General features: G+C 65.6%; 22 protein-coding genes. 10 read left to right on the top strand and 12 right to left on the bottom strand.

Annotation, left to right across the window (positions count from 1 at the left end; translation table 11 throughout):
- Nucleotides 1–51 precede the first annotated feature (51 nt).
- The 3 genes from argH to ACTJK4_RS07940 all read right to left on the bottom strand — a co-directional run bounded on the left by argH (nucleotide 52) and on the right by ACTJK4_RS07940 (nucleotide 2,937).
- On the bottom strand, nucleotides 52–1,467 hold the full coding sequence (gene argH / locus ACTJK4_RS07930) for an argininosuccinate lyase (protein WP_232040723.1): 1,416 nt from the start codon (nucleotides 1,465–1,467) through the stop codon (nucleotides 52–54).
- A 103-nt stretch (nucleotides 1,468–1,570) separates the two neighbouring features.
- Nucleotides 1,571–2,290, bottom strand: coding sequence for an anti-sigma factor (locus tag ACTJK4_RS07935; protein WP_440817315.1), 720 nt, complete (start codon nucleotides 2,288–2,290; stop codon nucleotides 1,571–1,573).
- Nucleotides 2,290–2,937: an RNA polymerase sigma factor gene (locus ACTJK4_RS07940; protein ID WP_440817317.1), complete on the bottom strand. Its 648-nt coding sequence runs from the start codon at nucleotides 2,935–2,937 to the stop codon at nucleotides 2,290–2,292. Before ACTJK4_RS07940 ends, ACTJK4_RS07935 begins: the two co-directional genes overlap by 1 nt.
- A 202-nt stretch (nucleotides 2,938–3,139) precedes the next feature.
- Between ACTJK4_RS07940 and ACTJK4_RS07945 the strand changes: the two genes are divergently transcribed.
- Nucleotides 3,140–3,745: a ferritin-like domain-containing protein gene (locus tag ACTJK4_RS07945; RefSeq protein ID WP_232040720.1), complete on the top strand. Its 606-nt coding sequence runs from the start codon at nucleotides 3,140–3,142 to the stop codon at nucleotides 3,743–3,745.
- A 32-nt stretch (nucleotides 3,746–3,777) separates the two neighbouring features.
- On the opposite strand, the gene ACTJK4_RS07950 is transcribed toward ACTJK4_RS07945, so the two are convergent.
- Entirely contained in the window at nucleotides 3,778–4,662 is an 885-nt protein-coding gene (locus tag ACTJK4_RS07950) for a LysR family transcriptional regulator (protein WP_260802251.1), read from the bottom strand.
- A gap of 125 nt (nucleotides 4,663–4,787) precedes the next feature.
- On the opposite strand from ACTJK4_RS07950, the gene ACTJK4_RS07955 reads away from it, so the two are divergent.
- The gene (locus ACTJK4_RS07955) at nucleotides 4,788–6,215 is read left to right on the top strand and encodes an MFS transporter (protein ID WP_440817320.1); all 1,428 of its coding nucleotides are present in this window, start codon (nucleotides 4,788–4,790) and stop codon (nucleotides 6,213–6,215) included.
- Here ACTJK4_RS07955 and ppc read toward each other — a convergent pair whose 3' ends face one another.
- Nucleotides 6,216–9,224, bottom strand: a complete 3,009-nt coding sequence (ppc, locus tag ACTJK4_RS07960; RefSeq protein ID WP_260801966.1) for a phosphoenolpyruvate carboxylase — start codon at nucleotides 9,222–9,224, stop codon at nucleotides 6,216–6,218. It lies immediately after the preceding gene.
- A gap of 130 nt (nucleotides 9,225–9,354) precedes the next feature.
- Here ppc and hemC point away from each other — a divergent pair, with 130 nt between their 5' ends.
- Genes hemC through ACTJK4_RS07975 form a run of 3 tightly spaced genes read left to right on the top strand, consistent with a single transcriptional unit; the run spans nucleotide 9,355 to nucleotide 13,724 of the window.
- Nucleotides 9,355–10,371: a hydroxymethylbilane synthase gene (gene hemC / locus ACTJK4_RS07965; protein ID WP_440817323.1), complete on the top strand. Its 1,017-nt coding sequence runs from the start codon at nucleotides 9,355–9,357 to the stop codon at nucleotides 10,369–10,371.
- A gap of 15 nt (nucleotides 10,372–10,386) precedes the next feature.
- Entirely contained in the window at nucleotides 10,387–12,528 is a 2,142-nt protein-coding gene (gene hemDX, locus ACTJK4_RS07970; protein WP_440817325.1) for a fused uroporphyrinogen-III synthase HemD/membrane protein HemX, read from the top strand.
- Between the two features lie 2 nt (nucleotides 12,529–12,530).
- Entirely contained in the window at nucleotides 12,531–13,724 is a 1,194-nt protein-coding gene (locus tag ACTJK4_RS07975; protein WP_253538218.1) for a heme biosynthesis protein HemY, read from the top strand.
- Between the two features lie 46 nt (nucleotides 13,725–13,770).
- Here the strand turns inward: ACTJK4_RS07975 and ACTJK4_RS07980 are convergent, their stop codons facing one another.
- The 3 genes from ACTJK4_RS07980 to ACTJK4_RS07990 all read right to left on the bottom strand — a co-directional run bounded on the left by ACTJK4_RS07980 (nucleotide 13,771) and on the right by ACTJK4_RS07990 (nucleotide 17,462).
- A complete protein-coding gene (locus ACTJK4_RS07980) occupies nucleotides 13,771–15,105 on the bottom strand; it encodes an MFS transporter (RefSeq protein WP_232040714.1) in 1,335 nt (444 codons plus the stop codon).
- Between the two features lie 122 nt (nucleotides 15,106–15,227).
- Complete coding sequence (locus ACTJK4_RS07985; protein WP_027680820.1) at nucleotides 15,228–15,986, bottom strand: SDR family oxidoreductase; 759 nt, start codon at nucleotides 15,984–15,986, stop codon at nucleotides 15,228–15,230.
- Nucleotides 15,987–16,025: 39 nt separating this feature from the next.
- Entirely contained in the window at nucleotides 16,026–17,462 is a 1,437-nt protein-coding gene (locus tag ACTJK4_RS07990) for an aldehyde dehydrogenase family protein (RefSeq protein ID WP_232040713.1), read from the bottom strand.
- 169 nt (nucleotides 17,463–17,631) lie between these two features.
- Between ACTJK4_RS07990 and ppa the strand changes: the two genes are divergently transcribed.
- Nucleotides 17,632–18,159 (top strand): inorganic diphosphatase, encoded by a 528-nt coding sequence (gene ppa, locus ACTJK4_RS07995; protein WP_024975070.1) that lies wholly within the window; start codon nucleotides 17,632–17,634, stop codon nucleotides 18,157–18,159.
- A 348-nt stretch (nucleotides 18,160–18,507) separates the two neighbouring features.
- Entirely contained in the window at nucleotides 18,508–18,654 is a 147-nt protein-coding gene (locus ACTJK4_RS08000; RefSeq protein WP_316878847.1) for a hypothetical protein, read from the top strand.
- A 64-nt stretch (nucleotides 18,655–18,718) separates the two neighbouring features.
- Here the strand turns inward: ACTJK4_RS08000 and ACTJK4_RS08005 are convergent, their stop codons facing one another.
- On the bottom strand, nucleotides 18,719–19,951 hold the full coding sequence (locus tag ACTJK4_RS08005) for a GNAT family N-acetyltransferase (RefSeq protein ID WP_440817331.1): 1,233 nt from the start codon (nucleotides 19,949–19,951) through the stop codon (nucleotides 18,719–18,721).
- A 55-nt stretch (nucleotides 19,952–20,006) separates the two neighbouring features.
- Here ACTJK4_RS08005 and ACTJK4_RS08010 point away from each other — a divergent pair, with 55 nt between their 5' ends.
- Genes ACTJK4_RS08010 through ACTJK4_RS08020 form a run of 3 tightly spaced genes read left to right on the top strand, consistent with a single transcriptional unit; the run spans nucleotide 20,007 to nucleotide 22,632 of the window.
- A complete protein-coding gene (locus ACTJK4_RS08010) occupies nucleotides 20,007–21,644 on the top strand; it encodes an NAD+ synthase (RefSeq protein ID WP_316869982.1) in 1,638 nt (545 codons plus the stop codon).
- 9 nt (nucleotides 21,645–21,653) lie between these two features.
- Complete coding sequence (locus tag ACTJK4_RS08015) at nucleotides 21,654–22,280, top strand: class I SAM-dependent methyltransferase (protein ID WP_316878851.1); 627 nt, start codon at nucleotides 21,654–21,656, stop codon at nucleotides 22,278–22,280.
- 13 nt (nucleotides 22,281–22,293) lie between these two features.
- On the top strand, nucleotides 22,294–22,632 hold the full coding sequence (locus tag ACTJK4_RS08020; RefSeq protein ID WP_004631293.1) for a P-II family nitrogen regulator: 339 nt from the start codon (nucleotides 22,294–22,296) through the stop codon (nucleotides 22,630–22,632).
- A 43-nt stretch (nucleotides 22,633–22,675) separates the two neighbouring features.
- Here ACTJK4_RS08020 and ACTJK4_RS08025 read toward each other — a convergent pair whose 3' ends face one another.
- The 3 genes from ACTJK4_RS08025 to trxB form a co-directional block, all read right to left on the bottom strand.
- Nucleotides 22,676–23,299, bottom strand: coding sequence for a trimeric intracellular cation channel family protein (locus ACTJK4_RS08025; protein ID WP_260801961.1), 624 nt, complete (start codon nucleotides 23,297–23,299; stop codon nucleotides 22,676–22,678).
- Between the two features lie 46 nt (nucleotides 23,300–23,345).
- Nucleotides 23,346–24,011, bottom strand: a complete 666-nt coding sequence (locus ACTJK4_RS08030; protein WP_260801960.1) for a Smr/MutS family protein — start codon at nucleotides 24,009–24,011, stop codon at nucleotides 23,346–23,348.
- 129 nt (nucleotides 24,012–24,140) lie between these two features.
- A complete protein-coding gene (gene trxB / locus ACTJK4_RS08035) occupies nucleotides 24,141–25,097 on the bottom strand; it encodes a thioredoxin-disulfide reductase (protein ID WP_440817338.1) in 957 nt (318 codons plus the stop codon).
- Nucleotides 25,098–25,226: the final 129 nt, after the last annotated feature.

Genomic DNA, 25,226 nt, shown 5'->3' on the forward strand with positions numbered 1-25,226 from the left:
AAAAACGCCGCGCTGGGTAGCGCGGCGTTTTTGTTTGAAGCGTGCAGCCGATTATTCAGCCAGCGCGGCCCGTGCGAACGCAATGGCTTGCTTGACCTGCTCCGGCGCTGTCCCGCCGATGTGGTTGCGCGAAGCGACTGAGCCTTCCAGCGTCAGCACGGCGTGCACATCGTCGCTAATGAGGTCGGACTTGTCGCCCAGGCCGCAGATGTCACGCAGTTGCGCAACCGACAGGTCTGCCAGATCACAGCGCAGGTCGTCGCACGCGCGCACGGCGTGGGCCACGGCTTCGTGTGCATCGCGGAAGGGCAGGCCGCGCTTGACCAGGTAGTCGGCCAGATCGGTGGCGGTCGCGTAGCCCTGCAGCGCAGCGGCACGCATGGCGTCGGCTTTGACGGTGATGCCCGGCACCATGTCGGCAAAGATGCGCAGCGTGTCGACCACGGTATCGACGGTGTCGAACAGCGGTTCCTTGTCTTCCTGGTTGTCCTTGTTGTACGCCAGCGGTTGGCCCTTCATCAGCGTGAGCAGGCCGATCAGGTGGCCGTTGACGCGGCCGGTCTTGCCGCGTGCCAGTTCCGGTACGTCCGGGTTTTTCTTCTGCGGCATGATCGAGCTGCCGGTGCAGAAGCGGTCCGCAATGTCGATAAAGCCCACGCGCGGGCTCATCCACAGCACCAGCTCTTCAGAGAAGCGCGAGACGTGCGTCATGACGAGCGCGGCGGCGGCGCAGAATTCGATGGCGAAGTCGCGGTCGGACACGGCATCCAGCGAGTTGCGGCACACCCCGTCAAAGCCCAGTTGCTGCGCGACGAATTCGCGGTCGATCGGGTAGCTCGTGCCAGCAAGCGCCGCGGCGCCCAGCGGCAGGCGGTTGACGCGTTTGCGGGCGTCGAGCATGCGCTCGGTGTCGCGCGTGAACATCTCGACGTAGGCCAGCAGGTGGTGGCCGAACACCACCGGTTGCGCGACCTGCAGATGCGTGAAGCCCGGGACGATGGTGTTGGTGTGCTGCTCGGCCAAGTCCAGCAGCGCGCTGCGCAGGGCCTTGAGCAGACCGACGATGTTGTCGATCTCGCTGCGCAGCCACAGGCGGATGTCGGTGGCGACCTGATCGTTGCGCGAGCGGCCGGTGTGCAGGCGCTTGCCGGCGTCGCCCGCCATGGCGGTCAGGCGCGCTTCAATGTTCAGGTGAACGTCTTCCAGGTCCAGCTTCCACTCGAACGTGCCGGCCTCGATCTCCTGGCGAATCTGCGCCATACCTTTTTCGATGGCAGCGCGGTCGGCTTCGGCGATGATGCCCTGCTTGGCGAGCATGGCGGCGTGCGCGAGCGAGCCCTGGATGTCGAACAGTGCGAGGCGCTTGTCGAAGAACACCGACGCGGTATAGCGCTTGACGAGATCGGACACCGGCTCGTTAAAGCGGGCGGACCACGCTTCGGCCTTCTTGGCGAGTTGGGAGGTCATGGGCGGACAGCTGGAGGAGCGCGGCCAGCGAGGCACCAGCCGCAAATTCAGGAAACCGCGATTATATCGCCCGCAGGGCCTTCCGGCCCCCACGCAGCGGTGCCTACAGCGTGCTGTCGATCAGCGCGCCCTTGAAGACCACCGGCCCTGTCGGCCCCTCCGGGTTGGGTGAGCCGCCACGCGGTTCCACGCTAATGGCCAGTGCGGGCACCTGGCGCAACGGCTGCGCGACTGTCAGCCGCACCGCGCGCTGGTGCCCGATCACCCCAAGTGACTGAGGATGCCCGCCGGGCGGCAGCGCCCAGAGCTGCAAGGCCTGCTCAGTGTTGAGTGGCGTGGCATCCAGCCGCTTGAGCGACAGCGTGCCGGTGCGCGCATCCCAGGTGACGAGGGCGGCCGCCTGGGCCTGCGCGTCCTGCAGCACGGCCACGGCGTTGGCGACGGGCGCCTCGCGCAATTGCTGCGCCAGTCGCAGGTTCAGCCCGATCGCCACCGCCCCGACCAGCGCCGCGACTGCGGTGGCGCCGCGCCAGAAGCCGGTGCCTTGCCAAAGCCGTTGCCAAAGGGCTTTCCGCGCCGGCGCAGGCTCGCGCCAGCCGAGTTGCACTTCAACGCGGCAGAGGATTTCCGGGAGCGGCGCCGTGGCCGGCTGGAGCGCGGGCAGGTCGGCCAGATAGCGCTGCCAGCATTCGACCGTGGCGCGCACGGCGTCGTCGTGGCGAATGATCTGCTCGAACCGGCGGCGTGCGCCGGCACGCAAGGTGCCGACCGCATATTCGGCGGCCAGCTTGTCGACGAGATCGGGGTGGCGGCGCGGGTCCATCAGGGTGCTCCGAGGCATTCGCGCAGGCGGTCCAGCCCGCGCCGCATCCAGGATTTGACGGTGCCCAGCGGCAGTGACAGCGCTTGCGCCAGCTCGCTGTGCGACAGGTCTCGCAGATAGGCGAGCGAAACGACCTCGCGCTGCTTCGGGTCCAGGCGCTTGAGGCATTCGGCCAGCGCGCGGGCCTGCTGGCCGGCAAGCGCCAAGTCCGCCGGGCCAGGGGCGTGGTCGGCCAGGACATCGGCGTAGGTGTCATCCAGCGGCACGGATTCCTGCACGCGCTCGGCGTGCTGCCGGCGCAAGCAATCGAGTGCGCGGTTGCGCACGATGGTGGTCATCCACGTCATGGGGGCGGCCAGGTGCGGGCGGTAATTGCCGGCGTGGCGCCAGATGTTGACGAAGCTTTCTTGCAAGACGTCCTCGGCCCAGTCTTTCCTGACCAAGATACGCAGCGCGAGCCCAAACAGTTTCGGTGCGCAGCGCGTATATAGCGTGCGCAGGGCGTCGCGGTCGCCCAGGCCGATGCGCTGGAGCAGCGCCGCCAGCTCTTCCGCGTCGGCGCTTGGGGGGCGAGTTGCCGCGGCCGCCGTCGGCGGATCGGCGTCTTGCGCGGCGTGGTCTTCGGCGGTGCGCTGGAAGGTGTGCACGTAGACGGCTTTTGTGGACGGTTCTGCCCAAAGTGTAGGAAGAAACCTCGGTCGTGGGGGGATTCACGTGGGCGGCGCAGCGGTTTGCATCCAGTTGGGCTCGCCCTTCGTATAAGCGGTCAGGCGCTGGACAAACGCCGGCGATCCGCACTACGCACTGCACGGGTCGCGCATCTTCCCCGCATCTGCAAGGAGACCGACGATGGACGCAACCAAAGAGATGGATCAGTTGGAGAATGACATCCCGCGCATCGATGCGCGCCGCCGCGTGCTGTTGCGCGCGCCCGGGCTGATGGCGCTGGGTTCGCTGGCGGCGGTGTCGCTGGGGCAGTCGATGCCGGCCTGGGCCCAGTCCCAATCAGGCAGCGTGAAAGACGACGTCAACATTTTGAACGTGGCGCTCGGGCTGGAGTACCAAGCCATCGCCGCATATCAGGTGGGCGCGGAAAGCGGCCTGCTGCAAAAACCCGTGCTCGCGACTGCCGTGAAGTTCCAGGGCCACCACAAGGCACACGCGGCGGTGCTGGCGGGAACGGTGTCCAAGCTGGGTGGTACGCCGGTCATGGAAAAGAAGGTGGCGGAGTACAACTTCCCGGTCAGCCAGCTCAAGACGCAGGCCGACGTGCTGCGTTTTGCCGCCGGGCTGGAGAAGGGCGCCGCTTCAGCGTATCTGGGCGTGATGCCGAATTTCTACACGCGCGACCTGACCAAGGCCGCCGCCAGCATTCTGGGCGACGAGACAATGCATTGGGCGGTGCTGCTCTCCGTGCTCGGTGAAGACCCGGTGCCGGTGGCGTTCATCAGCTGAGAGGTTTGTTGGGCCGCCACACCGGCTGCTCGTTACGGTGTGGCGGTTTTTTTGTGCGCGTCGAATGCTTCGACGATGCAATCGAGCAAGGCCCGCACGCGCGCGGTCTTGTGCAGATCGGCGTGCGTGACGAGCCAGACGTCCTGCATGCTGCGGCGGTTGGGCAGCACGCGCACCAGCGCCGGATAGGCCTCCGCGCGGCGGCAGACCAGCTCGGTGATCCCAATGCCTGCGGCGACCGCCTCGAACAGCGCCAGCGCCGAGTTGCTCTGCAAGACGACGCGCCCGCGCGTGATCGGCTCGCCGCACAGGTCTTCCCACATCCACGGCACTTCATTGCGCGGATACAGCACCAGGTCGTGCCCCGCAAAGGCCGTCCCTTCCTCCGGCTCACCGCGCGCTGCGACGTAGTTGCGGCTCGCATAGATACCGGTTTCCATTTGGCCGATGCGCCGCGCGATGAGGTCGGGCGAATCCGGCCGCAGCGTGCGCACGGCCACATCGGCTTCGCGCTTGGTCAGATTGGCAATGCTCTTGGAAGCCATGCAGACGACGTCGATGCCTGGATGCCGCTGCCGCAACTGCGCGATGGCCGGCAGCACGAAGGTGGCCGCCATCGTGTCGGTCGTGGCCACGCGGATCGTGCCCGCGAGTTGGTCGTCGATGCCGGCAACGCGGCGCTCGATGGTGTGTGCCGCCTGCTCCATTGCTTCGGCTGGGCCGATCAGCGCTTCGCCGGCGGGTGTGAGCACCAGCGCGGTCGACGTGCGCAAGAACAGCTTGGCCGATAGCTCCTCTTCCAGCGCGGCGATGCGGCGGCCCACCGTGGCCTGATCCACGCCCAGGCGCTGGGCCGCGCCGCGCAGCGTGCAGGTGCGCGCCACGGCCAGGAAGAAGCGTCCGTTGTCCCAGTTCACGTCGGGCTCCGAATATTCGTAGATGAGCGATGCAAATTTGCAGCGTTGCGATGCAAAAACGCTGCTTTTTTGCATGCGTTCTCCAGCCTACACTGGGCTGCATGAAATTGCCAAACGGTTCCGCCATGTCTTCGAGCAACGCCCATACCATTGCTGCCGCTCCCCGGGGCAACCTGCAACCCGATCTCAGCCGATGGCGCCGCAACGCCACGCTGGGCATTCTCACGTCGGGCGTGTTCATGGCGGTGCTGGATACGACCGTGGTCAACGTGGCGCTCATCGCCATGCGCGACAGCCTGCATAGCAGCGTCGCAGAACTTGCGTGGATTGTTGATGCCTACACGCTGGCCTTTGCCGCCTTCATCCTCACGGGCGGGTTGCTGAGCGACCGCATTGGCGCGCGCACGGTGTTCATGGCGGGGATGGCGGTGTTCATCGTGGCCTCGGCGGGTTGTGGGCTGGCGCCTTCAGTCACCACGTTGATTGCTGCGCGCATCCTGCAGGGCGTGGGGGCGGCGATGTTCCTGCCGAGTTCGCTGTCGCTCATTCGCAGCACGTTTGAAGACCCGCGCGAGCGCGCCTGGGCCATTGGCCTGTGGGGCGCCATCGTCGCGACTGCCGCAGCCGTGGGCCCGGCGCTGGGTGGCGTGCTGGTCGACACATACGGCTGGCGCAGTGCCTTCCTGATCAACGTGCCGCTGGGTGTGGCGGGCATGCTGGGCACCTGGGCTATCGTGCGCCACGTGCAGCCTGCGCGCGCCAAGCCGTTTGATTGGGCGGGGCAGGTGACGAGCGCCGTGATGCTCGCGGCGCTGTGTTTTGCCGCGATTGAATGGCCGGTGCGCGGAACGCAATCGCCGTGGGTGTGGGGTGCCGCGCTGCTGACGGTGGCGGCCGGCGTGCTGTTCGTCCTGGCTGAACGCCGGGCGCGCGCGCCGCTGGTGCCGCTGGCCTGGCTGGGGCATCGCACGCTGGGCGCGGTCAACGGCGTGGGGTTCCTGCTGAACTTCGGCTATTACGGCGCGTTGTTCGTGCTGAGCCTGCATTTGCAGAATGTCGAACACCTGAGCGCACGCCAGACCGGCCTGGTCATGCTGCCGATGGCGGTGAGCCTGTCGGCGGGCAACATCTTCGCGGGCAAGCTGATGGCGCGTTTTTCTACACCCACGATGATGCTGAGTGGCCTCGTGATCGGCGCGGCCGGTTTGCTCGCCACGTCGGCTGCGCTGACCGGACAGGTACACATCTGGGTGGTGAGTGCAATGATGATGGCTTACGGGGGCGGCACCGCGCTGGCGATTGCGCCCATGACGTCGACCATCCTGTCTGCGGCGCCGGGCGAGCTGGCCGGCACGGCGTCGGGCTTGCTGAACGCCGCACGGCAGACCGGAAGCTTGCTGGGCGTGGCAGCGGCGGGCGCGGTCGTGACGGTGGTGCCCGGTCTGGCGCACGCCTCGCCGCTGGTTTTTGGCCTGATGACGCTGTCATATGCCGGCGCGATGGCGATGGCGTGGATCAGCCGTCGCCCGGCCGCCACCGCGCTGGCTGCCTGATCAGCCGCTATTGCGAAGGCCCGCCGCAATCCCGTTGATCGACAGATGGATGCCGCGCCGCACGCGTGCATCGTCGCTGCCGGCCTTGCCCGAGCGGAAGCGCTTGAGCAACTCGACCTGCAAGTGATTCAGCGGGTCGAGATACGGGAAGCGGTTCTTGATGGAGCGCGCCAGCAGCGGGTTGTCGGCCAGGCGCTCCGACTGCCCCGTGATGGCGGCCAGCGTCTGCTCGGTCAACGTGAACTCCGCCGAGATGCGCGAGAACACCGCGTTACGCAGCTTGCGGTCATCGCACAACTGCGCGTAGCGCGAGGCCACATTCAGATCGGCCTTGGACAGCACCATGTCCATGTTCGAGAGCAGGTTCGCAAAGAACGGCCACTGCTTGTGCATGCGCTTGAGCGTGGCCAGGCGCGCCGCCTTCGCCTTGGCGTTGCCGGCATCGTCCAGCCAACGTTGCACCGCGCTGCCAAAGCCGAACCAGCCCGGCAGCAGCAGACGACATTGGCCCCATGAGAAGCCCCACGGAATCGCACGCAGATCTTCGATGCGGCGGTGCTTCTTGTCCATCAGCTTGCGCGAGGCCGGGCGTGAACCGAGGTTCAGGTCAGCAATCTCGGTGATGGGCGTGGTGGCGAAGAAGTAGTCCTTGAAGCCCGGGGTTTCGTAGACGAGGTTGCGGTACGCGGCAAAGGCGTTATCCGACAGCGCCTGCATGGCGGCTTCGAACTCTTCCAGGCCCTTCGGACGGTTGCGCGTGGGCAGCAGCGTCGCTTCCAGCGTGGCCGCGACGATGGTTTCCAGGTTGCGCCGGCCGATCTCCGGATTGGCGAACTTGCTGGAGATGATTTCGCCCTGCTCGGTCAGGCGGATCTGCCCGTTCACCGTGCCCGGCGGTTGCGACAGGATGGCCTGGTACGTCGGGCCGCCGCCGCGGCCCACCGTGCCGCCGCGCCCATGGAACAGGCGCAGGCGCACGCCCTTGCGCTCGAACAGCTCCACCAGCGCCAGTTCGGCCTTGTACAGCTCCCAGTTGGAGGTGAGGAAGCCGCCGTCCTTGTTCGAATCCGAATAGCCGAGCATGACTTCCTGCTCGTTGCCCTGCGCCGCCAGCACGGCATCGAAGCCGGGCAGAGCGAGCAGGTCGCCCATGATTTCAGGGGCGTTGCGCAAGTCTTCGATGGTTTCGAACAGCGGGATCACCATCACGTCCAGACCTGCACCGCCGCTGCCATTCGTGCCAGCGCGGAACATGCCGGCTTCCTTCTGCAGCAGCATCACTTCCAGCAAGTCGGACAGGGTCTCGGTGTGCGAAATGATGTAGTTGCGCACGATGCGGTTGCCGTAGCGGGCGCGCACTTCGCGGGCAGCACGGAAGATGTCGATTTCCGACGTGGTCTGCTCGCTGTACGCGTGGAACGGCAGCGTCAGCACGCGCGGCTGTTGCAGCTCGCGCAGCAGCAGCGTGCGTTTGTCGGCCTCGGACAGCGCCGCATAGGCGCCTTCCACGCCCGCAACCTTCAACAGCTCGGCGACGGTCGCTTCGTGCACGTCCGATACCTGACGCAGGTCGATCGACGACAGGTGGAAGCCGAACACATCAATCGCGCGCGCAAGCGACGCCAGTCGCGCGTCGGCCAGCACTTCGCCGTGGTGCGCCGCCAAGGAGTCGATCACGATCTGGATGTCGGCACGCAGTTCTTCTGCGTTGTTGTAAGCCGGAGCGGGGCCGACGGCGTGGCGGCCTGCGTCTTCGCCCGTCAGCTCATGGCAGGTGGCGGCCAGGCGCGCATAGACGCCAATCAGCGCACGGCGGTACGGCTCGTCCACGCGGTGTTCGGAATGGTCGGGCGAGCGCTCGGCCAGCACTTGCAGCTCGGCGCTCACGTCCACCAGCGACGTCGACATCGACAGTTCCGCACCCAGCGCGTGGATCTCTTCCAGGTACCACGCGAGGATCACGCTCGCCTGCTTCCGTGCAGCGTCGCGCAAGGTCGTTGCGGTGACGAAGGGATTGCCGTCGCGGTCGCCGCCGATCCACGAGCCCATTTGGAAGAAGGGCGGCAGCGGTGCCGGCTCGCCACGTGCGCCGCGACGCGGGAAGACGGTCGCGATGTCTTCTTCCAGCTCGCGGTACAGCGCGGGAATTTCGCGCAGGAAGGTGGTCTGGTAGTACGACAGCGCGTTTTCGATCTCGTCGGCCACCATCAGGCGCGTGGTGCGCAGCATGCGCGTTTGCCACAGCTTGGTGACGTGAGCGCGCAGCAGCGCGGTGTTGCGTTCGCGTTCCCGCGCGGTGAGCGGTGCGTCGCGCTCGGCCAGAAGGCGGGCGATTTCGCGTTGTGCGTCGAGAGTGCTCTTGCGCTGCACCTCGGTCGGGTGGGCGGTCAGCACCGGCACGATCAGCGCGGTTTCGAAGAATCGGCGCAACACGTCGCCCGACATGCCCTCATCAGCGGCCGACAGCAGCGCGCGCATCAGGCTGCCCGGCTGCGGCGGCGATCCGGCCAGCGCGTGCACGCGGCGGCGGCGATTGTGGTGCTGATCTTCAGCGATGTTCGCCAGGTGCGAGAAATAGCTGAAGGCGCGCACCACCGACGTGGTTTGGTCGCGCGAGAGCGTTTTCAGCAGCCGGTCGAGATCCTGCTCGGCCTGGCGGTCGCCGTCGCGGCGAAAGCGCACGGCAGTCTGCCGGATGGTCTCGACCGTTTCGAAGACGGTGCCGCCTTCCTGGTCACGCAGCACGTCGCCCAGCAGGCGCCCGAGGAAGCGGATGTCTTCCTTCAGCGGCTGATCCTTGGCCGCGGCGCTGCCCGACGAGCGTCGGGAGGTGGGGCCGAGTGATGCGCCGTTGGCTTCGTCCGCGCCATTGGCCTTTGCCACGGGGTTTGCGGCGGGTTTGGCAGCCTTGATGGCCCTGGGGGTCTTGCTGGTCTTGGCGGGGGCGGCCGAAGCCTTGCGGGCGGTGGTCGCGCGCGAGGAAGCGCGGCGCGCGGCGGGCTGCGTCATGGTGTCTCCTAGATTGGGTGGCGAGCAGGCGGAATCGCCTGCTCGAAGGTGCCTGAACGGCCCTCTTTTCTGCATCACTTCAACGTGATAGCCGGGCTGTCGCGAAAAAGCTGCGTGCTACCATTGCCGCATGTCTTCCAACGCCCACCCGACTTCCCGTCAATCCCAGCTTGCAACGACTCCTGCAGCCCAGGCGCCGACCAAGCTGGTCATTGCCTCGCGCGAAAGCCGGCTTGCCCTCTGGCAAGCCGAACACGTGCGTGCTGCATTGCAAAAATACTATCCCGCGTGCGACGTGTCCATCCTTGGAATGACCACGCGTGGCGACCAGATTCTCGACCGCTCCCTCGCCAAGGTGGGGGGCAAAGGTTTGTTTGTTAAGGAACTGGAAGTCGCGCTGGCCGAGGGACGCGCCGATCTCGCCGTGCATTCGCTCAAGGATGTGCCGATGGAATTGCCCGAAGGCTTTGCGCTATCGGCCATTCTCGAACGCGAAGACCCGCGCGATGCCTTTGTTTCGAACGACTACGCCGATCTGGCCTCGCTGCCGGCAGGCGCCGTCGTGGGCACGTCCAGCTTGCGCCGCGAGGCTTCGCTGCGGGCGCGCTTCCCGCATCTGGTCATCCAGCCGCTGCGGGGCAACCTCGATACGCGCCTCGGCAAGCTTGACCGTGGCGACTACGCTGCCATCATCCTGGCCGCGGCCGGGCTCAAGCGCCTGGGGCTGGCTGATCGCATCCGCTCGACCATTGCGCCGGAAGAATCGCTGCCGGCGGCAGGGCAGGGTGCGCTCGGCATCGAGATTCGCGCCAATCGCGCAGACGTGCGAGCGTGTCTCGCGCCGCTGCACGATGAGCCCACAGCGCTGGCCGTGACTGCTGAGCGTGCTGTTTCGCGCATTCTTGGCGGTTCGTGCCAGGTGCCACTCGCCTCGTTTGCGCAGTGGTCGGATGCCGGCACGCTGCGCCTGCGCGCCTTTGTCGCTTCGCAGGACGGTACCCGCAAACTTGCCGCCGATGGCGAAACCACGCCGTCCACGCTGGCCGACGCCGACGCACTGGGCGTGCGCGTGGCCCGGCAGATGCTGGCCGGCGGTGCACGCGACATCCTTGCCATGCTGGGCACTGACGCCCCACCTGCTACCTAACTCCCACGGCTCGCCATGGACGACCACTTGCCACTGCGCTTGTCACCATCGTCGCCCGCATCCAGCACGCCGCCTGTTCAACCGGCAACCCCGCCCGTGGTGGTGGTCACGCGTCCGCGCGCGCAGGCGCCCATGCTGGTGGCGGCGCTTGAGCGCCACGGCCTGCGCACGCATCAGTTTCCGCTGCTCGACATTGCGCCGACACCCAATCTCGACGACTTGCGTGCCGCGCTGGGCGATCCCTCGCGCTACGCACTGGTGGTGTTCGTCAGTCCTAACGCCGTGCAGCAGGCATTTGCCGCCATGCCGGAAGGTTTCCACTGGCCGCAGGAGGTGCCGGTAGCGGTGGTGGGCCCAGCGAGCGCACAGGCGCTTGCCCAGCACGGCGTTGCGCCGCCCGCGCACCGCGTGATCAAGCCCGACACGCATGCCGACGACGCGCGCCAGGATTCCGAAGCGCTCTACGCGCGGCTGGACGTGCCATCGTTGAGCGGCCGTGAAGTGCTGATCGTGCGCGGTAACGGTGGCCGCGAATGGTTGGCCGATCAACTGCGTGAAGCCGGCGCATCGGTCCGCACGGTGGAAGCCTATCGCCGCAGCGTGCCGGTGCCCGATGCCGCGGCGTGGCTCGCCTTGCGTGCCGTGCTTTCGGCACGCCATGCCTGGACGCTCACCAGCTCCGAGGCCGTCCGCAATCTCGATGAACTGGCCCGCGCCAATCTGTCGTCCGCCGATCTGGATACGCTGCATGGCGCGCCATGTTTTGCTTCGCACGCCCGCATCGTCGAACAGGCCAAATCGCTGGGCTTTCGCGACGTGACGCTCACCGGCGCCGGCGACGACCGGCTCCTCGCCAGCGTGCTCGCGTGGGCTGGGCCGGTGCCGGCAGCCGAGCAAGCCCCGGCAAAGGCGTCAGCTGAATCAAACCCGTCTACTTCTCCTTCCACTGTGACGCAGACTCCCGTTCCCTCGGCGGCTCCCGCTTCTGCCCCTGCTTCGACACCGGCGCCCGCATCTGCGGCAGCCAAGCCAAGCCCGGCCCCTGCGCCCAGTGCTCCGCCGGCCGCGTTTGCGCCCACCATGACGGTCAACCATGCGCCACGCAGCGGCGGTTGGGTGATCTGGGTGGCGCTCGTCGCGGTCGTGGCGGCGGTGGCCGCGCTGCAGGTGCGCAATGAGCGCCTGGCACGCGATATCCGTCAGCACGCCCAGACGAACGAAGCGCTGGCGCAGGAGATGCGCGTGCTGTCGCGTGCGGACCAGGATTCGGTTTCCCAGTTGCAGCAGAAATTCGGCGCGCTGGATGCCCGCACCGCTGAAACGCGCGATCGTCAAGCCGCGCTGGAGCAGGCCAACCAAGACCTTCTGCGCAATCGCGATGACTGGCAGCGCGCCGAGATTCAGCGTTCGCTGGAGGTCACCGCCGAGCAACTGCAACTGACGGGAAATGTCGCCGGCGCACTGGCTGCGCTGCAAACGGTCGACGCGCGCCTGGCCACGCTCGACAAGCCGCAGTTCAACGCCGCGCGCCGGGCGGTATCGCGCGATATGGCCAAGCTCAAGGCGATGCCGTCGTTTGATCTGGCGGGTGCGGCGCTGCGGTTGGATGACGCCATCAATGCTGTAGACACGCTGCCGCTCATCTCGTCGGCACAGCCGCTGGAGGCGGAACAGGCCGCGCAGGCGCCGCATGCTGCCGTGAAACCCACGAAGAATGCGAAGGCGCATGCCGCGGCTGCGTCGGCGCCGGTTGCCTCGACGCCGTCAAACGACGCCGGATGGTCGGCAGGCGTGCGCGCCTGGTGGGGGCGCCTGTGGAGCGACGTGCGCGGCGAATTGGGCCAAATCGTACAGGTGCGCCGCGTCGATCAGACCGAGGCACTGCTGCTGTCTTCCGACCAAGCGTGGTTCCTGCGTGAAAACCTCAAGCTGCGTTTGATGAACGCGCGCCTGGCGTTGCTCTCGCGCAATGACGCCGTGTTCCGCGCCGATCTGGGTCGCGCCGATACGCTGCTGGCGCGCTACTTCGATACGCAGTCTTCGCGCGTGACCACGGTGCAGAATCAACTGTCGCAGGTGCGCGCGATGGTTGGCACGCTGCAGGTGCCGACGCTGGCTGACAGCCTTGCCGCCGTGCGCGGTTCGGGCAAGGAGTGAGCATGCGCTGGGTATTCTGGGTCGCGCTCCTGTTTGCCGCCGCCGTCGGGCTGGCACTGTTTACGGAACTGAACCTGAGCAACGTCGTGCTGTTCTACCCGCCGTACCGGGTGGAGATGTCGCTCAATTTCGTGCTGGCGGCGCTGCTGGCGACGTTTGTGGTGCTGCATCTTGTGATGCGCCTTTTCCACCATGTGGCCGGTATGCCGGCGCGTGCTGCGGCGTATCGCGAGCGCAATCGCATCCTCAAGGCATCTGCCGCGCTGCGCGAGGCAATGGAAAGCCTGTTTGCCGGGCGCTTTGGCCATGCGGAGCGCCAAGCGCGCGAAGCCCAGGCTTGGGAACCTCAGCGCGAGACGGCCGCGCTGATCGGTGCCCGTGCCGCACACCGCATGCAGGAGACCGAACGCCGCGATGCGTGGATGGCCGAAGTCTCCTCGCCCGATCGAGAGCAGGCGAAGCTTGTGTCGATGGCCGAATTGCTGGTCGACGCACGTGATGCGGAAGGTGCGCTGGAGAAGATCGCGCAACTGCAATCGCAGGGCTCGCGGCAGATTCAGGCGCAACGCATTGCCCTGCGTGCGCATCAGCATCTGAAGAACTGGAGCGAGGTGCTGCGCCTGACGCGCGCCCTGGAAAAGCGCAACGCCATCCATTCCGTGCTGGCCGCCCGACTCAAGCAGATGGCGTGTGAAACGCTGCTGGCCGAGCGCCGCCACGATGCCGATGCGCTGAACAGCTTCTGGCGCGAGCTGACCACGGAAGAACGCCGCTCGCCGCGCATTGCCTCGCAGGCGGCGCTGTATTTCGCGCAGCTTGGCCGCACCGATGACGCCAAGCGCATCGTCGAAGACGGTCTGAAGACGCATTGGGATAGCCGCCTGATCCGCCGCTACGCCGATTGCGCAGTGCCGGGCAAGGCCCTGCCGTTGATCCAGCAAGCCGAGAAATGGCTCGCCCAGCATCCGGTGGATGCTGACCTGTTCTACACGCTCGGCATGCTGTGCTTCAAGGAGCAGCTCTGGGGGAAGGCGCAGTCGAACCTGGAGTCGGCATTGAAGTATGCCGATGCGGATCACTCCGGCAACCTCCGCGCCCATGCACATCTGGCGCTTGCACAGATGTTCGAGCAGACCGAGCGCATGGAAGACGCGCAGCGCCACTACCGGCAAAGCGCATTGCTTGCAGTCAAATGAAAAAGGCCGGGGTCACCCCGGCCTTTTTTCTTGCCGGTGGCGTCGCCTATTTGTTCACCATCCGTGCCGGTACGGAAAGCGTGAGGATCGCACCCAGCACCATCGATGCAGCCAGCAAATACATGCCTGAATCCGTGCTCTGCGTGGCGTCTTTCAGCCAGCCGACGGCGTAGGGGCTCAGGAAGCCCGCAAGGTTGCCAAGCGAATTGATGAGCGCAATGCCAGCGGCAGCGCCCGTGCCGGCCAGGAACGCAGTCGGCAGGCTCCAGAACAGCGGTAACGTGGTCAGGATGCCCATGGTGCCGAGCGTGAGGGCGGCCATGGCGAGCGTGGTGTCGGTGTGCCACACGGCCGACAATACGAGGCCGATTGCCCCCACCACTGCGGGAATCGCGATGTGCCACCGGCGCTCACGCAGGCGGTCGGCGCTGCGGGCCACCAAGACCATGGCGACGACTGCCGCGCCGTACGGGATCGCCGTCAGCAGGCCCACCGAGAAGGGATCTGCCACGCCGGTCTGCTTGATCAGTGTCGGCAGCCAGAAGCTCACGCCGTACAAGCCCATCACGAAGCTGAAGTAGATCAGGCTCATCAGCCACACGCGCGGGCTGGCCATGACGGTGCGGATGGGCGGGTCTTCTTTCTCGGCGTCTTCCGCGGCGATGTTGCGGGCGAGCAGCGCTTTCTCTTCGTCGGTCAGCCACTTCGCGTGGCTGATGCGATCGTCAAGATAGGCCAGCACGAAGATGCCGACGATGATCGACGGAATGCCCTCGATCAGGAACATCCACTGCCAGCCGGCCAGGCCGTAAACGCCGCCAAACGCCTTCATCGCCCAGCCCGAGATGGGGCCTCCGATCACGCCCGACAACGCAATCGCCGTCATGAAGAAGGTGGTGGTGCGCCCGCGCCGCTGCGCCGGATACCAGTACGTGAGGTACAGGATGATGCCGGGGAAGAAGCCCGCCTCTGCCAGACCCAGCAGGAAGCGCATCACGTAGAACATGGCCGGCGTGGTGACGAACATCATGGCTGCCGAGATGATGCCCCACGAGATCATGATCCGCGCGATCCAGATACGCGCGCCCACGCGGTGCAGGATCACGTTGCTCGGCACTTCAAAGAGGAAGTAGCCGATGAAGAAGATGCCCGCGCCCAGGCCGTAGATGGTCTCGCTGAACTTGAGGTCGTTGAGCATCTGCAGCTTGGCAAAGCCCACGTTGACGCGATCGAGATACGCGACCACGTAGCACAGCAGCAGGAACGGAACCAGGCGCCACGTCACCTTGCGGTAGGTGGCTTCTTCAAATGCGCTTGTGGATTGGCTCGTCAGCGTGCCTGCGCCGCCGACCGGTGAGGTGGGTGGGGTGGTGATGGCCATCGGGTCTCCAGCGTTGTTGTGAGTTCAGGCCGAGTGCTCCTCGTTACCTACCTCGGCCCGGAAAACCGCCACAGCATTCTGCGCTTCTCGGGCGGGCGCGCCAAGACGCCCGCCGGCAGGGTTTATACGCAGCGCCCGCCGTCCACTTCCAGGCACGTGCCGGTAATGAACTCGGCTTCGTCCGACGCCAGATACAGGCATGCGTTGGCCACATCCTGCGGCGTGGAAAGCCGCCCCATCGGGATCGTCGCCAGGAAGCGCGCCCGGTTCTCGGGGGTGTCGGGTACGCCCATGAACTGCTCGATGAGGCCTGTGGCACCCATCACCGGGTTCACGCAATTCACGCGGATCTTGTCCGGGCCCAGCTCGGCCGCCATCGCCTTGCTGGCCGTGATGACAGCGCCCTTGCTCGCGTTGTACCAGACGAGCCCGGGCCGCGGCCGGATGCCCGCCGTGGACGCCACATTGACGAACACGCCGCCGCCGCGCTCGCGGAAGTGCGGGACGATGTGATGCGCCGTCCAGTAAATGCTCTTCACGTTGACGGCCATCACGCGGTCGAACTCGTCTTCGGTGATCTGCAGCAGCGGCTTGTTCTTGTGCGTGGTGCCGGCATTGTTCACGACGATGTGCAGATCGCCATAGCGCGCCAGCGTGGCGCCGAGCAGTTTGGCGACGGAGTCCCCATTCGAGACGTCGGCCTGCACGAAATGTGCATCGCCGCCGGCCACGCGAATGGCGCTGGCCACGCGTTCACCGGCCTCCGCATTCAAGTCATTGACGACGACGCGCGCGCCCTCGCGGGCAAAGGTGTTGGCAATGCCCTCTCCAAAACCCGAACCCGCGCCCGTGACGATGGCGATTTTGCCGGCAAGCCGCATGATGTCTCCTCGTGTTGTGGGTGGATGCTGCGTTGCGCCTTAACCGTGACGGATGGCGATGGTCTTGAGCGTGGTGAAGCCGTAGAGCGCTTCAAAGCCCTTTTCGCGCCCGTGACCCGATTGGCCCGTTCCGCCGAAGGGCAATTCAACGCCGCCACCCGCTCCGTAATTGTTGATGAAGACCTGACCGGCCCTGAGCTTGCGCGCGAGGCGCATCTGGCGGCCGCCGTCGTTCGTCCACACGCCGGCCACCAGGCCGTACGGTGTGCCGTTGGCCAGGGCAAGCGCTTCGGCTTCGCTATCGAACGGCATGGCAGCCAGCAGCGGGCCGAACACTTCCTGCTGCGCGAGGCGATGCGTGTGCGGCACATCGCGCAGCAGCATCGGCGCCTGGTAGTAGCCGGTCTCGGGCGCCTCGGGCACCACCTGGCCCTGCGCCATCACCGGAATGTTGGCGTGCTGCGCATCCGAGACGAAATCCCACACGCGCTGCTGCTGCTTGGGATTGATGAGCGGGCCGCAATCCAGGTCCAGCGACGACGGGCCGACCCTGATGGATTCGAACACCGTGGCCAACCGGTCCAGCATCGCCTCGTAGATGCTGCGCTCGATCAGCACGCGGCTGCCGGCGGAGCACGTCTGCCCGGCGTTCTGGATGATGCCGTTCACCACGGCGGGAATGGCCGCTTCCAGATCGGCATCTGAAAACACGATCTGCGGAGACTTGCCGCCCAGCTCCAGCGTCACGGGCACGTGGTTTTCAGCGGCCGCACGCACAATCGCCTTGCCCGTTTCCGGTGACCCTGTGAACGACACATGGTTGATCCCGGGATGCGCCGCCAGTGCAGCACCCGCTTCGTGGCCATAGCCGGTCACGATGTTGAGTGCGCCATCGGGCAGGCCTGCCTCGGCGGCCAGCTCGGCCACGCGCAGGATCGACAGGCATGCGTCTTCCGCCGGCTTTACCACGCACGCGTTGCCCGCCGCCAATGCAGCGCCCACGCTGCGCCCGAAGATCTGCATCGGGTAGTTCCACGGGATGATGTGCGCCGTCACGCCATGCGGCTCGCGCACGGTCAGCACCGTGGTATCGGCCGGGTAGGGGATGGTTTGCCCGTGCAGCTTGTCTGCCGCACCGGCGTAGAACTCGAAGTAGCGAGCCACGGCGCGGGCGTCGGCGCGCGCCTGGCGCATGGGCTTGCCGGTGTCGCGGGCTTCCAGGCGGGCCAGTTCCTCTTCATGATCGGCCAGGCGCAGGGCCACGCGCATCAGCAAGCGGCCGCGCTCGGCCGGCGCCAACTGGCCCCAGACACCCTCGAACGCACGCCGCGCCGCATGCACGGCCACGCTGATGTCGGTGGCGTTGCCGCGCGCAATCTCGGCAAAGGATTGGCCGTCGGACGGATCGAACACCTTGATGCGCATCCCCGAATCGGGCGACATCAGACGGTTGGCGATGAAGTGCTGGGCATGCATGGGGGGTTCCTGCAAAAGATCGGCAACGCGCGATTTTCGCACGGGCGCGGCGCTGTCAGGGGAAGCGGCCGGGTGTCAGGAGCTATAATGCCCGCCGACAGTTTTTTACGCTTCTTTCTAACCATTTGCGTCGCGTTTTTACGCACTTCGCGCATTCCGGAGCATTTCCATGAGCTTCAACAACGTCTCGCCGGGCAAGGACATCCCCAACGACTTCAACGTCATCATCGAGATTCCGGCGCAAAGCGACCCGGTCAAGTACGAAGCCGACAAGGAAACCGGCCTGCTGTTCGTGGACCGCTTCGTTGGCACCGGCATGCGCTACCCGGCCAACTACGGCTTCATCCCGCAGACGCTCTCGGGCGACGGTGACCCGGTCGACGTGCTGGTCGTCACGCCGTTCCCGCTCATCCACGGTTGCGTGGTGCGCTGCCGTGCCCTGGGCATGCTCAAGATGACGGACGAGTCCGGCGTGGACGCCAAGCTGGTTGCCGTGCCTGTCAACAAGCTGAGCCCGGCCACGGCTCACATGACCGACCTGTCGGACATCGGCCAGAACCTGCTGGACCAGATCAAGCACTTCTTTGAGCACTACAAGGCGTTGGAAGCCGGCAAGTGGGTCAAGGTCGAAGGCTGGGGCGGCATTGAAGAAGCCCACAAGGAAATCGCCGACGGCGTTGCCAACTATAAGAAGTAAGCGATTTCAGGATTTTGCCGTACGGCATGTCTGACAGATCCCGGCGCTCCGGATGGAGCGCCGGGATTTTTTCTTTGCGAAGCGGTCATCAGCGCAGCACGCGGAGATTTGTCGACTCGCGTCCGGTCGCCATTTGCACCCGGAACAGGGCTGAGGTATGCGTTCCATGATATTTTTCACGAATTGTGCATACTTACCGCCCGGTAGTTCTGCTACACAGAGATTTAAGAAACGCTCATTTGCCCACCGGAAACGGCCCCTCTAGACTCCCCGTCAAGTTTGACTCCAACCCCTGGTACTGCGATGTTGAACAAGACCGTTGTCGTTCCCGTGCTTTCCGCTGTGGCTATGGCCGCATTCACTGTGTGGGCGCTGCTGGTTGGGCCGCCGGACGCTGCCCACGCTGGCGAGCGTGCCGTCGCATCGGCCCCTGTGGCGGTGGATTCAAACACCGCACACTGCGTGATCGCTCACCAGAAGCCTGCCGCGCCCTAAGTTTCATCTCCGCGTCCGCCGTTCGTGCGGACGCTGTCTTTCCCGCCTCCGCTGTTTTCTCCTGCTAATCCGATTCTGGTCGCTGCCTGAAGGGCGAGCGGTCTGTCAGTTCGTCGAGATACGCCTCCATACCGGCCGTTTCGCGGTCGAGGAACCTACTCACTGCATCGGCAAATGCCGGGTGCGCCAGCCAGTGTGCCGACAGCGTCGCCACCGGCTCAAAGCCGCGCGCCATCTTGTGCTCGCCTTGCGCGCCACCTTCGAATGTGCGGATGCCGTGCGCGATGCAGTACGTCAGCGGCTGGTAATACGCCGTCTCAAAGTGCAGGCAAGGGTGGTGCTCGATCGCGCCCCAGTAGCGGCCGTACATGACCGACGCTTCCGGTCGCGTGTCGACCACCAGCAGCGCGCTGGCGATGTCGTTGCCGTTGCGCGAGGCGACCACCAGCAGGAGGTTTTCCGGCATCGTCTGGCCGATCTGGCGGAAGAACTCCAGGTTCAGATACGGCGACGAGTGATGCTCGCGGTAGGTGGTGCGATAGCAGCGGTGGAAGAAGCGCCAGTCGGCGTCTGTCGCCGCTGCGCCAGGCACGTGGCGGAAAGTGATACCGGCGTCGTGCACGCGGCGGCGCTCGGCGCGGATATTCTTGCGCTTCTTCTGCTCCAGCGCGGCCAGAAAGTCGTCGAAGCTGGCAAAGCCCGGATTGCACCAATGGAACTGCACCCCCTGCCGCAGCAGCATGCCGGCCGCACGCATCTGCTCGGCCTCGCCAGCGGTGGGAAAGAGCACATGCAGCGATGACAACTCGCTCTGCCGCGCAACCGCCAGCAACGTGTCGACCAGCGCCGCACGCGCAGCCGCATCGCGCGCCAGCAACCGCGCACCCTGTACCGGTGTAAACGGTACGGCCGACAGCCATTTCGGGTAGTACTCCAGCCCATGCTGCGCGTAGGCATTGGCCCACGCCCAGTCGAAGACGTACTCGCCATAGGAGTGGCCCTTCACATACAGCGGTACGGCCGCAGCGAGCACTTCGCCGTCGTCGCCGTCTTCCCACAGCGTCAGGTATTGCGGCGACCAGCCGGTGTCAGGCGATGCGCTGCCGCTTTCATGCAGTGCATGCAGGAAATCGAAGCGCAGGAAGGGCGTCGCCTCGGGCTGCAGGGCGAGCAGGGCGTCCCACGCATTGCGGCCGATGTCGCGCAGATCGGTCACAAGTCGCGTGCGATAATTGGCCAATTCGTGTCGCGAACCAGCGCGCGCTTGGGGCTCGGGAGCAAGGGGGCGAGAGGTCATGCCGCCGATTCTAATTCCAGCTTCGAATGCCGCGCTTGCAATCCACATTGCCCCCATGACCGTCTCTGTCGCTCTCGCCCAGATCAACTGCACCGTCGGCGATTTCGCCGGCAATGCTGCCCGCATCGTCGCCGCTGCGCGCGAAGCGCACCAGGCTGGTGCGCGCATTCTGCTCACGCCCGAACTGTCGCTCACGGGCTATCCGCCCGAAGACCTGCTGCTGCGCCCGGCCTTTATCGATGCCAGCGCGCGCGCGCTCGACGCGCTGATCGCCGAACTGGCCGCCTTCCCGGGGTTGCACGTGCTGATCGGGCACCCGCAACTCTCGCTGGAAGCCCCGGCGCCGGGCGTGCTGCCAAAGCCGACGAACAGCGCCACGGTGGTCGCGGACGGCCGCGTGGTCGGCCGGTACAACAAGCTGGAACTGCCCAACAACGAGGTTTTTGACGAGAAGCGCTACTTCCAGCCCGGCACCGAGCCCTTTGTGTTTGAAGTGGATGGCACGCGCTTCGGCGTCGTCATCTGCGAAGACGCCTGGTATGCCACGGCCACGGCCTACGCCAAGGCCGCCGGCGCGCAGGTTGTGCTGATCCCCAATGCCTCGCCGTACCACCTCGACAAGGAAGACCTGCGCGAACGGATCATTGGTGACCGGGTGAAGGAATCGGGCTTGCCGCATGTGTATGCGAACCTGGTCGGCGGGCAGGATGAGCTCGTGTTCGATGGCGGCTCGTTCGTGCTTGATGCCGAAGGCAACGTCGTCGTGCGGATGGGGCAGTTTGTGGAGGGCGTCGGCTACGCGCAGTTCGACGGCGCACGCGCGCTGCCGGGCACGATCGTGCCGGAAGCTCCGCTTGAAGCCCGGGTGTACGAGGCGCTCAAGCTGGGCGTGCGCGATTACCTCGGCAAGAATGGCTTCCCGGGCGCGATCATCGGCTTGTCGGGTGGCGTCGATTCAGCGTTGGTGCTGGCGATTGCCGTCGATGCGCTGGGCGCCGATCGCGTGCGCGCGGTGATGATGCCCTCGCGTTACACGGCAGATATCTCGTGGGTGGATGCCCGCGACATGGCGGCCCGCCTGGGCGTGCAGTACGACGAAATCGCCATCAGCCCGATGTTCGACGCATTCAAGGGCGCGTTGGCGGAGGAGTTCCGCGGGCTGCCCGAAGATGCGACGGAAGAGAACATCCAGGCGCGCATTCGCGGCACGCTCCTGATGGCGCTGTCCAACAAGAGCGGCCGGATCGTGCTGACGACAGGCAACAAGAGCGAAATGGCGGTCGGCTATTGCACCTTGTACGGTGACATGGCCGGCGGTTTTGCCGTCATCAAGGACATCTTCAAGACGCTGGTCTACCGGCTGTGCCGCTACCGCAATGCGTTGTCGGAAGTGATTCCGGAGCGCATCTTGACCCGCGCGCCGTCGGCCGAACTGCGCGAAAACCAAACTGACCAGGACAGCCTGCCCGAATACGACGCGCTCGACGCCATCGTGCAGCGCTACATGGAGCAGAACCAGCCAGTGGCCGACATCATCGCTGCAGGGTTTGCCGAGGCCGACGTGCAGAAGATCGTGCGCCTCATCAAGATCAACGAGTACAAGCGGCGTCAGGCGCCAGTGGGCATCCGCGTGACGCAGCGGGCGTTCGGGCGCGACTGGCGGTATCCGATCACGTCGCGCTTCAAAGAATAGGCCGCCGCCATGCTCGACTACTACGCCAAGCGCGCCCCCGAATACGAGCGCATCTATACGAAGCCTGAGCGGCAGGGCGATCTGGCGTGGTTGAAGGCGCGTGTGCGCGAGCTGACGCGCGGCGCGCGGGTGCTGGATCTGGCGTGCGGCACCGGTTTCTGGACCGAAGCGATGACGGACGCGCGCAGCATCGTCGGCGCGGATTTCAACGACACCGTGCTGCGCATCGCGCGCGGCAAGGGTATCCCCGGAGCGTCGTTTGTGCGTGCCGACAATGGCGTGCTGCCGTTTGCGCCGGGCACATTCGACGTGATGACGGCAGGTTGCTGGTGGTCGCATGTGCCGCTGCAGGACTTGCGCCAGCACGTCGAAGGGCTGCACCGCGCGCTTGGTCCTGGCGTGCGTGTCCTGTGGTTCGATAACCAGTATGTGTTCGGCTCAAGCACGCCCATCGCCTACAACGACGAACATGGCAACACGTGGCAGCGCCGCCCCTTGCGCGACGGCAGCGAGCACGATGTGCTGAAGAACTTTCCCGACGATCCGACGCTGCTGCAGACCCTGGCCGGCATCGCCCAGGATGTGCGCATTAACCGGCTCCAGTATTATTGGACGCTTGAATACTTCACCAACTAGTGAGCGAGACACCATGAAACAAATCACCGCCATCATCAAGCCCTTCAAACTGGACGAAGTGCGCGAGTCGCTCGCCGACGTGGGGGTGACCGGCCTGACCGTCACCGAGGTCAAGGGTTTTGGCCGTCAGAAGGGCCACACCGAGCTGTATCGCGGTGCGGAATACGTGGTCGACTTCCTGCCGAAGATCAAGATCGAGGTGGTGGTAGCGGAGAGTCAGGTCGAAAACGTGATCGACACCATCGTCAAGGCAGCCAAGACCGGCAAGATCGGCGACGGCAAGATTTTCGTGATGCCGGTGGAGCAGGTGATCCGAATCCGCACCGGCGAGAAGGACGAAGCAGCGGTCTGAAGCCGCTGCCTGTGGCCGGCGCGCTCGCGCCGGTCAGCGCTGATCAACGCGGCAGGGTGATGTTCCAGCGCAGCGTCGCCAGCCGCCCGATCACGATCGCCAGCGTTGCGATCACCACGGACACGCTCGGAAGCAAGTCCGTGTGCGTCAGCCCGACGTAAAGGAAGCACCCGAGAAACGCGCACGTTGCGTACGGGTGATTGTCCCGCAGCAGCATCGGCACTTCATTGCAGACCACGTCGCGCAGCAGGCCGCCAAACGCCGCCGTGATCACACCCATCATCACCGACACGAAGACCGGCACACCCGCATCGAGCGCCAGTTGCGTGCCCAGCACGCCAAAGAGCCCCATACCGATAGCGTCGGCCACGATCAGCACGCGATCAGACACCAGTTGGCTGACCAGCCGGATCACCCAGTTGGCGAACAGGCTCATCACGAACAGCGCAAGCAGATATTGCTCGTGCTCGATCCAGTAGAAGGGCCGCCGATCCAGCAATAGATCGCGCAGTGTGCCGCCGCCGAACGCGGTCAGGAACGCCACGATGAACGCGCCCACGGCGTCGAGCCGGCGCCGTTTGGCCTCCGCCAGTCCCGAGACGGCAAACGAGAAGACCGCGAGGATCTCCACCCAGTGCATCACCAACTGCAGGCGGGTCACGTGCATATGCGTGTTGTTCTTGTGATGAGCGGGAGAATGGGAGGATTGGGGTTCAGGAGCCGTGCGGCTGTCGCAGCAGCACCAGCACCGCGCCAGCGCCCCCGGCTGTGTTACGCGGCTCGACAAAAGCGATCACTTCTTCCTTCTGCACCAGCCACGAGCGCACTTTGCCCTTGAGAACGGGCGTTTTGTCGGGCGAGCCGAGGCCTTTGCCGTGGATCACGCGCACACAGCGGACGCCACGCTGTACGGCGCGGCGCAGGAAGGCGGCCAGTGCCTCCCGGGCTTCTTCGCGGCGCATGCCGTGCAGGTCGATCTGGTCTTGCGTGGCCCACTCGCCGCGGCGCAGCTTCTTGAGCACGTCGTCGCCGATGCCGGGGCGGCGGTAGGAAAGCGTGTCGTCGATTTCCAGCAGGTTGTCCACGTCAAATTCATCCGACAGCGAATCGCGCAGCACGGTTTGCTCTTCGGCACGCGAATGCACAGGATCGGGGGCGGGCGGATTGCGCGGATGCTCGACGCGCTTGTTCTGGCGCAGCGCGCTGACCTCGCCGATGCTGGCACGAAACACGTTGGCTTCTTCTGCGGCCTTGCGCGCGGCGGCTTCGGCGCGCTGGCGTTCGGCTTCGCGTGCCTCCGTCTCGTGCTTGAGCTGGTCACGCAGGCCGGCCAGGTCGGTCAGGCTGAGCTTGTTGGCGGGGGAAGAAGCGCGTTTCATGGTGAAGGGCAGGCGTGCACATCGGATGGAGCGTCTGTCGATTATACGAAGGCGCCGCATATGGCAAAACGGCCGATGGTTACCCATCGGCCGCGTTGTTTGCGCCCGGGAAAACCGGGGCGGTGAAGCTTATTCCAGGCTTTCTAGGTAGCGCTGGGCGTCGAGTGCGGCCATGCAACCCGTGCCGGCGCTGGTGATGGCCTGGCGGTAGATGTGGTCCTGCACGTCGCCGGCGGCAAACACGCCCGGGATATTGGTGGCCGTCGCCATGCCGTCCAGGCCGCTCTTCGTGCGGATGTAGCCCGTGTCGTTCATGTCGAGCTGGCCGCGGAAGATGTCGGTGTTCGGCTTGTGGCCGATGGCGATGAACACGCCGGCCACCTTGAGCTCTTCGATCTTGCCTTCGTTCTCGTTCGTACCTTTCAGGCGCGCGCCCGTCACGCCGGAGTCATCGCCCAGGATCTCGTCGAGCACCATGTTGGTCTTGATCGCGATCTTGCCTTTCTTCTCCTGCTCATGCAGGCGGTCGATCAGGATCGGCTCGGCGCGGAACTTGTCGCGGCGGTGGATGAGCGTGACCTTGCTGGCGATGTTGGCCAGGTACAGCGCTTCTTCCACAGCGGTGTTGCCACCGCCCACCACGGCCACTTCCTGGCCCTTGTAGAAGAAGCCGTCGCACGTGGCGCAGGCAGACACGCCGCGGCCCGCGAAAGCTTCTTCCGACGGCAGGCCCAGGTATTGGGCCGAAGCGCCGGTGGAGACGATCAGCGCGTCGCAGGTGTATTCACCCGAATCGCCCACGAGGCGGATCGGCTTTTCGTTCAGATGCGCGGTGTGGATGTGGTCGAACAGCACTTCGGTCTTGAAACGCTCGGCGTGCTCCAGGAAGCGCTGCATCAATTCCGGACCTTGCAGGTGCTCCTTGTCAGCGGGCCAGTTTTCCACGTCGGTGGTGGTCATGAGCTGGCCGCCCTGCGCCAGACCGGTGACCAGCACGGGGTTCAGGTTGGCCCGGGCAGCGTAAATCGCGGCCGTGTAGCCGGCGGGGCCGGAGCCAAGGATCAGCACTTTTGCGTGTTTTGCCATGATGCGTTCTGTGTGTGCGCGGCACGAGGGGTGGAGCGCCGCCGTGCAGGCTAGGTGAGGGTGACGGGCGCCATTATAAAGTGGCACCCCCTCGTCCGCCCGGTTGTAAATTCCAATGGCGGTGATAGG

Source organism: Ralstonia sp. 22111, assembly GCF_052045895.1.
Lineage (GTDB): Bacteria > Pseudomonadota > Gammaproteobacteria > Burkholderiales > Burkholderiaceae > Ralstonia > Ralstonia wenshanensis.

Bases quoted from the DNA above. Each gene is read 5' to 3' on its own strand.
- argH (WP_232040723.1), bottom strand. From the start codon at position 1,467: ATGACCTCCCAACTCGCCAAGAAGGCCGAAGCGTGGTCCGCCCGCTTT.
- ACTJK4_RS07935 (WP_440817315.1), bottom strand. From the start codon at position 2,290: ATGGACCCGCGCCGCCACCCCGATCTCGTCGACAAGCTGGCCGCCGAA.
- ACTJK4_RS07945 (WP_232040720.1), top strand. From the start codon at position 3,140: ATGGACGCAACCAAAGAGATGGATCAGTTGGAGAATGACATCCCGCGC.
- ACTJK4_RS07955 (WP_440817320.1), top strand. From the start codon at position 4,788: ATGTCTTCGAGCAACGCCCATACCATTGCTGCCGCTCCCCGGGGCAAC.
- ppc (WP_260801966.1), bottom strand. From the start codon at position 9,224: ATGACGCAGCCCGCCGCGCGCCGCGCTTCCTCGCGCGCGACCACCGCC.
- hemC (WP_440817323.1), top strand. From the start codon at position 9,355: ATGTCTTCCAACGCCCACCCGACTTCCCGTCAATCCCAGCTTGCAACG.
- hemDX (WP_440817325.1), top strand. From the start codon at position 10,387: ATGGACGACCACTTGCCACTGCGCTTGTCACCATCGTCGCCCGCATCC.
- ACTJK4_RS07975 (WP_253538218.1), top strand. From the start codon at position 12,531: ATGCGCTGGGTATTCTGGGTCGCGCTCCTGTTTGCCGCCGCCGTCGGG.
- ACTJK4_RS07980 (WP_232040714.1), bottom strand. From the start codon at position 15,105: ATGGCCATCACCACCCCACCCACCTCACCGGTCGGCGGCGCAGGCACG.
- ACTJK4_RS07985 (WP_027680820.1), bottom strand. From the start codon at position 15,986: ATGCGGCTTGCCGGCAAAATCGCCATCGTCACGGGCGCGGGTTCGGGT.
- ACTJK4_RS07990 (WP_232040713.1), bottom strand. From the start codon at position 17,462: ATGCATGCCCAGCACTTCATCGCCAACCGTCTGATGTCGCCCGATTCG.
- ppa (WP_024975070.1), top strand. From the start codon at position 17,632: ATGAGCTTCAACAACGTCTCGCCGGGCAAGGACATCCCCAACGACTTC.
- ACTJK4_RS08000 (WP_316878847.1), top strand. From the start codon at position 18,508: ATGGCCGCATTCACTGTGTGGGCGCTGCTGGTTGGGCCGCCGGACGCT.
- ACTJK4_RS08005 (WP_440817331.1), bottom strand. From the start codon at position 19,951: ATGACCTCTCGCCCCCTTGCTCCCGAGCCCCAAGCGCGCGCTGGTTCG.
- ACTJK4_RS08010 (WP_316869982.1), top strand. From the start codon at position 20,007: ATGACCGTCTCTGTCGCTCTCGCCCAGATCAACTGCACCGTCGGCGAT.
- ACTJK4_RS08015 (WP_316878851.1), top strand. From the start codon at position 21,654: ATGCTCGACTACTACGCCAAGCGCGCCCCCGAATACGAGCGCATCTAT.
- ACTJK4_RS08020 (WP_004631293.1), top strand. From the start codon at position 22,294: ATGAAACAAATCACCGCCATCATCAAGCCCTTCAAACTGGACGAAGTG.
- ACTJK4_RS08025 (WP_260801961.1), bottom strand. From the start codon at position 23,299: ATGCACGTGACCCGCCTGCAGTTGGTGATGCACTGGGTGGAGATCCTC.
- ACTJK4_RS08030 (WP_260801960.1), bottom strand. From the start codon at position 24,011: ATGAAACGCGCTTCTTCCCCCGCCAACAAGCTCAGCCTGACCGACCTG.
- trxB (WP_440817338.1), bottom strand. From the start codon at position 25,097: ATGGCAAAACACGCAAAAGTGCTGATCCTTGGCTCCGGCCCCGCCGGC.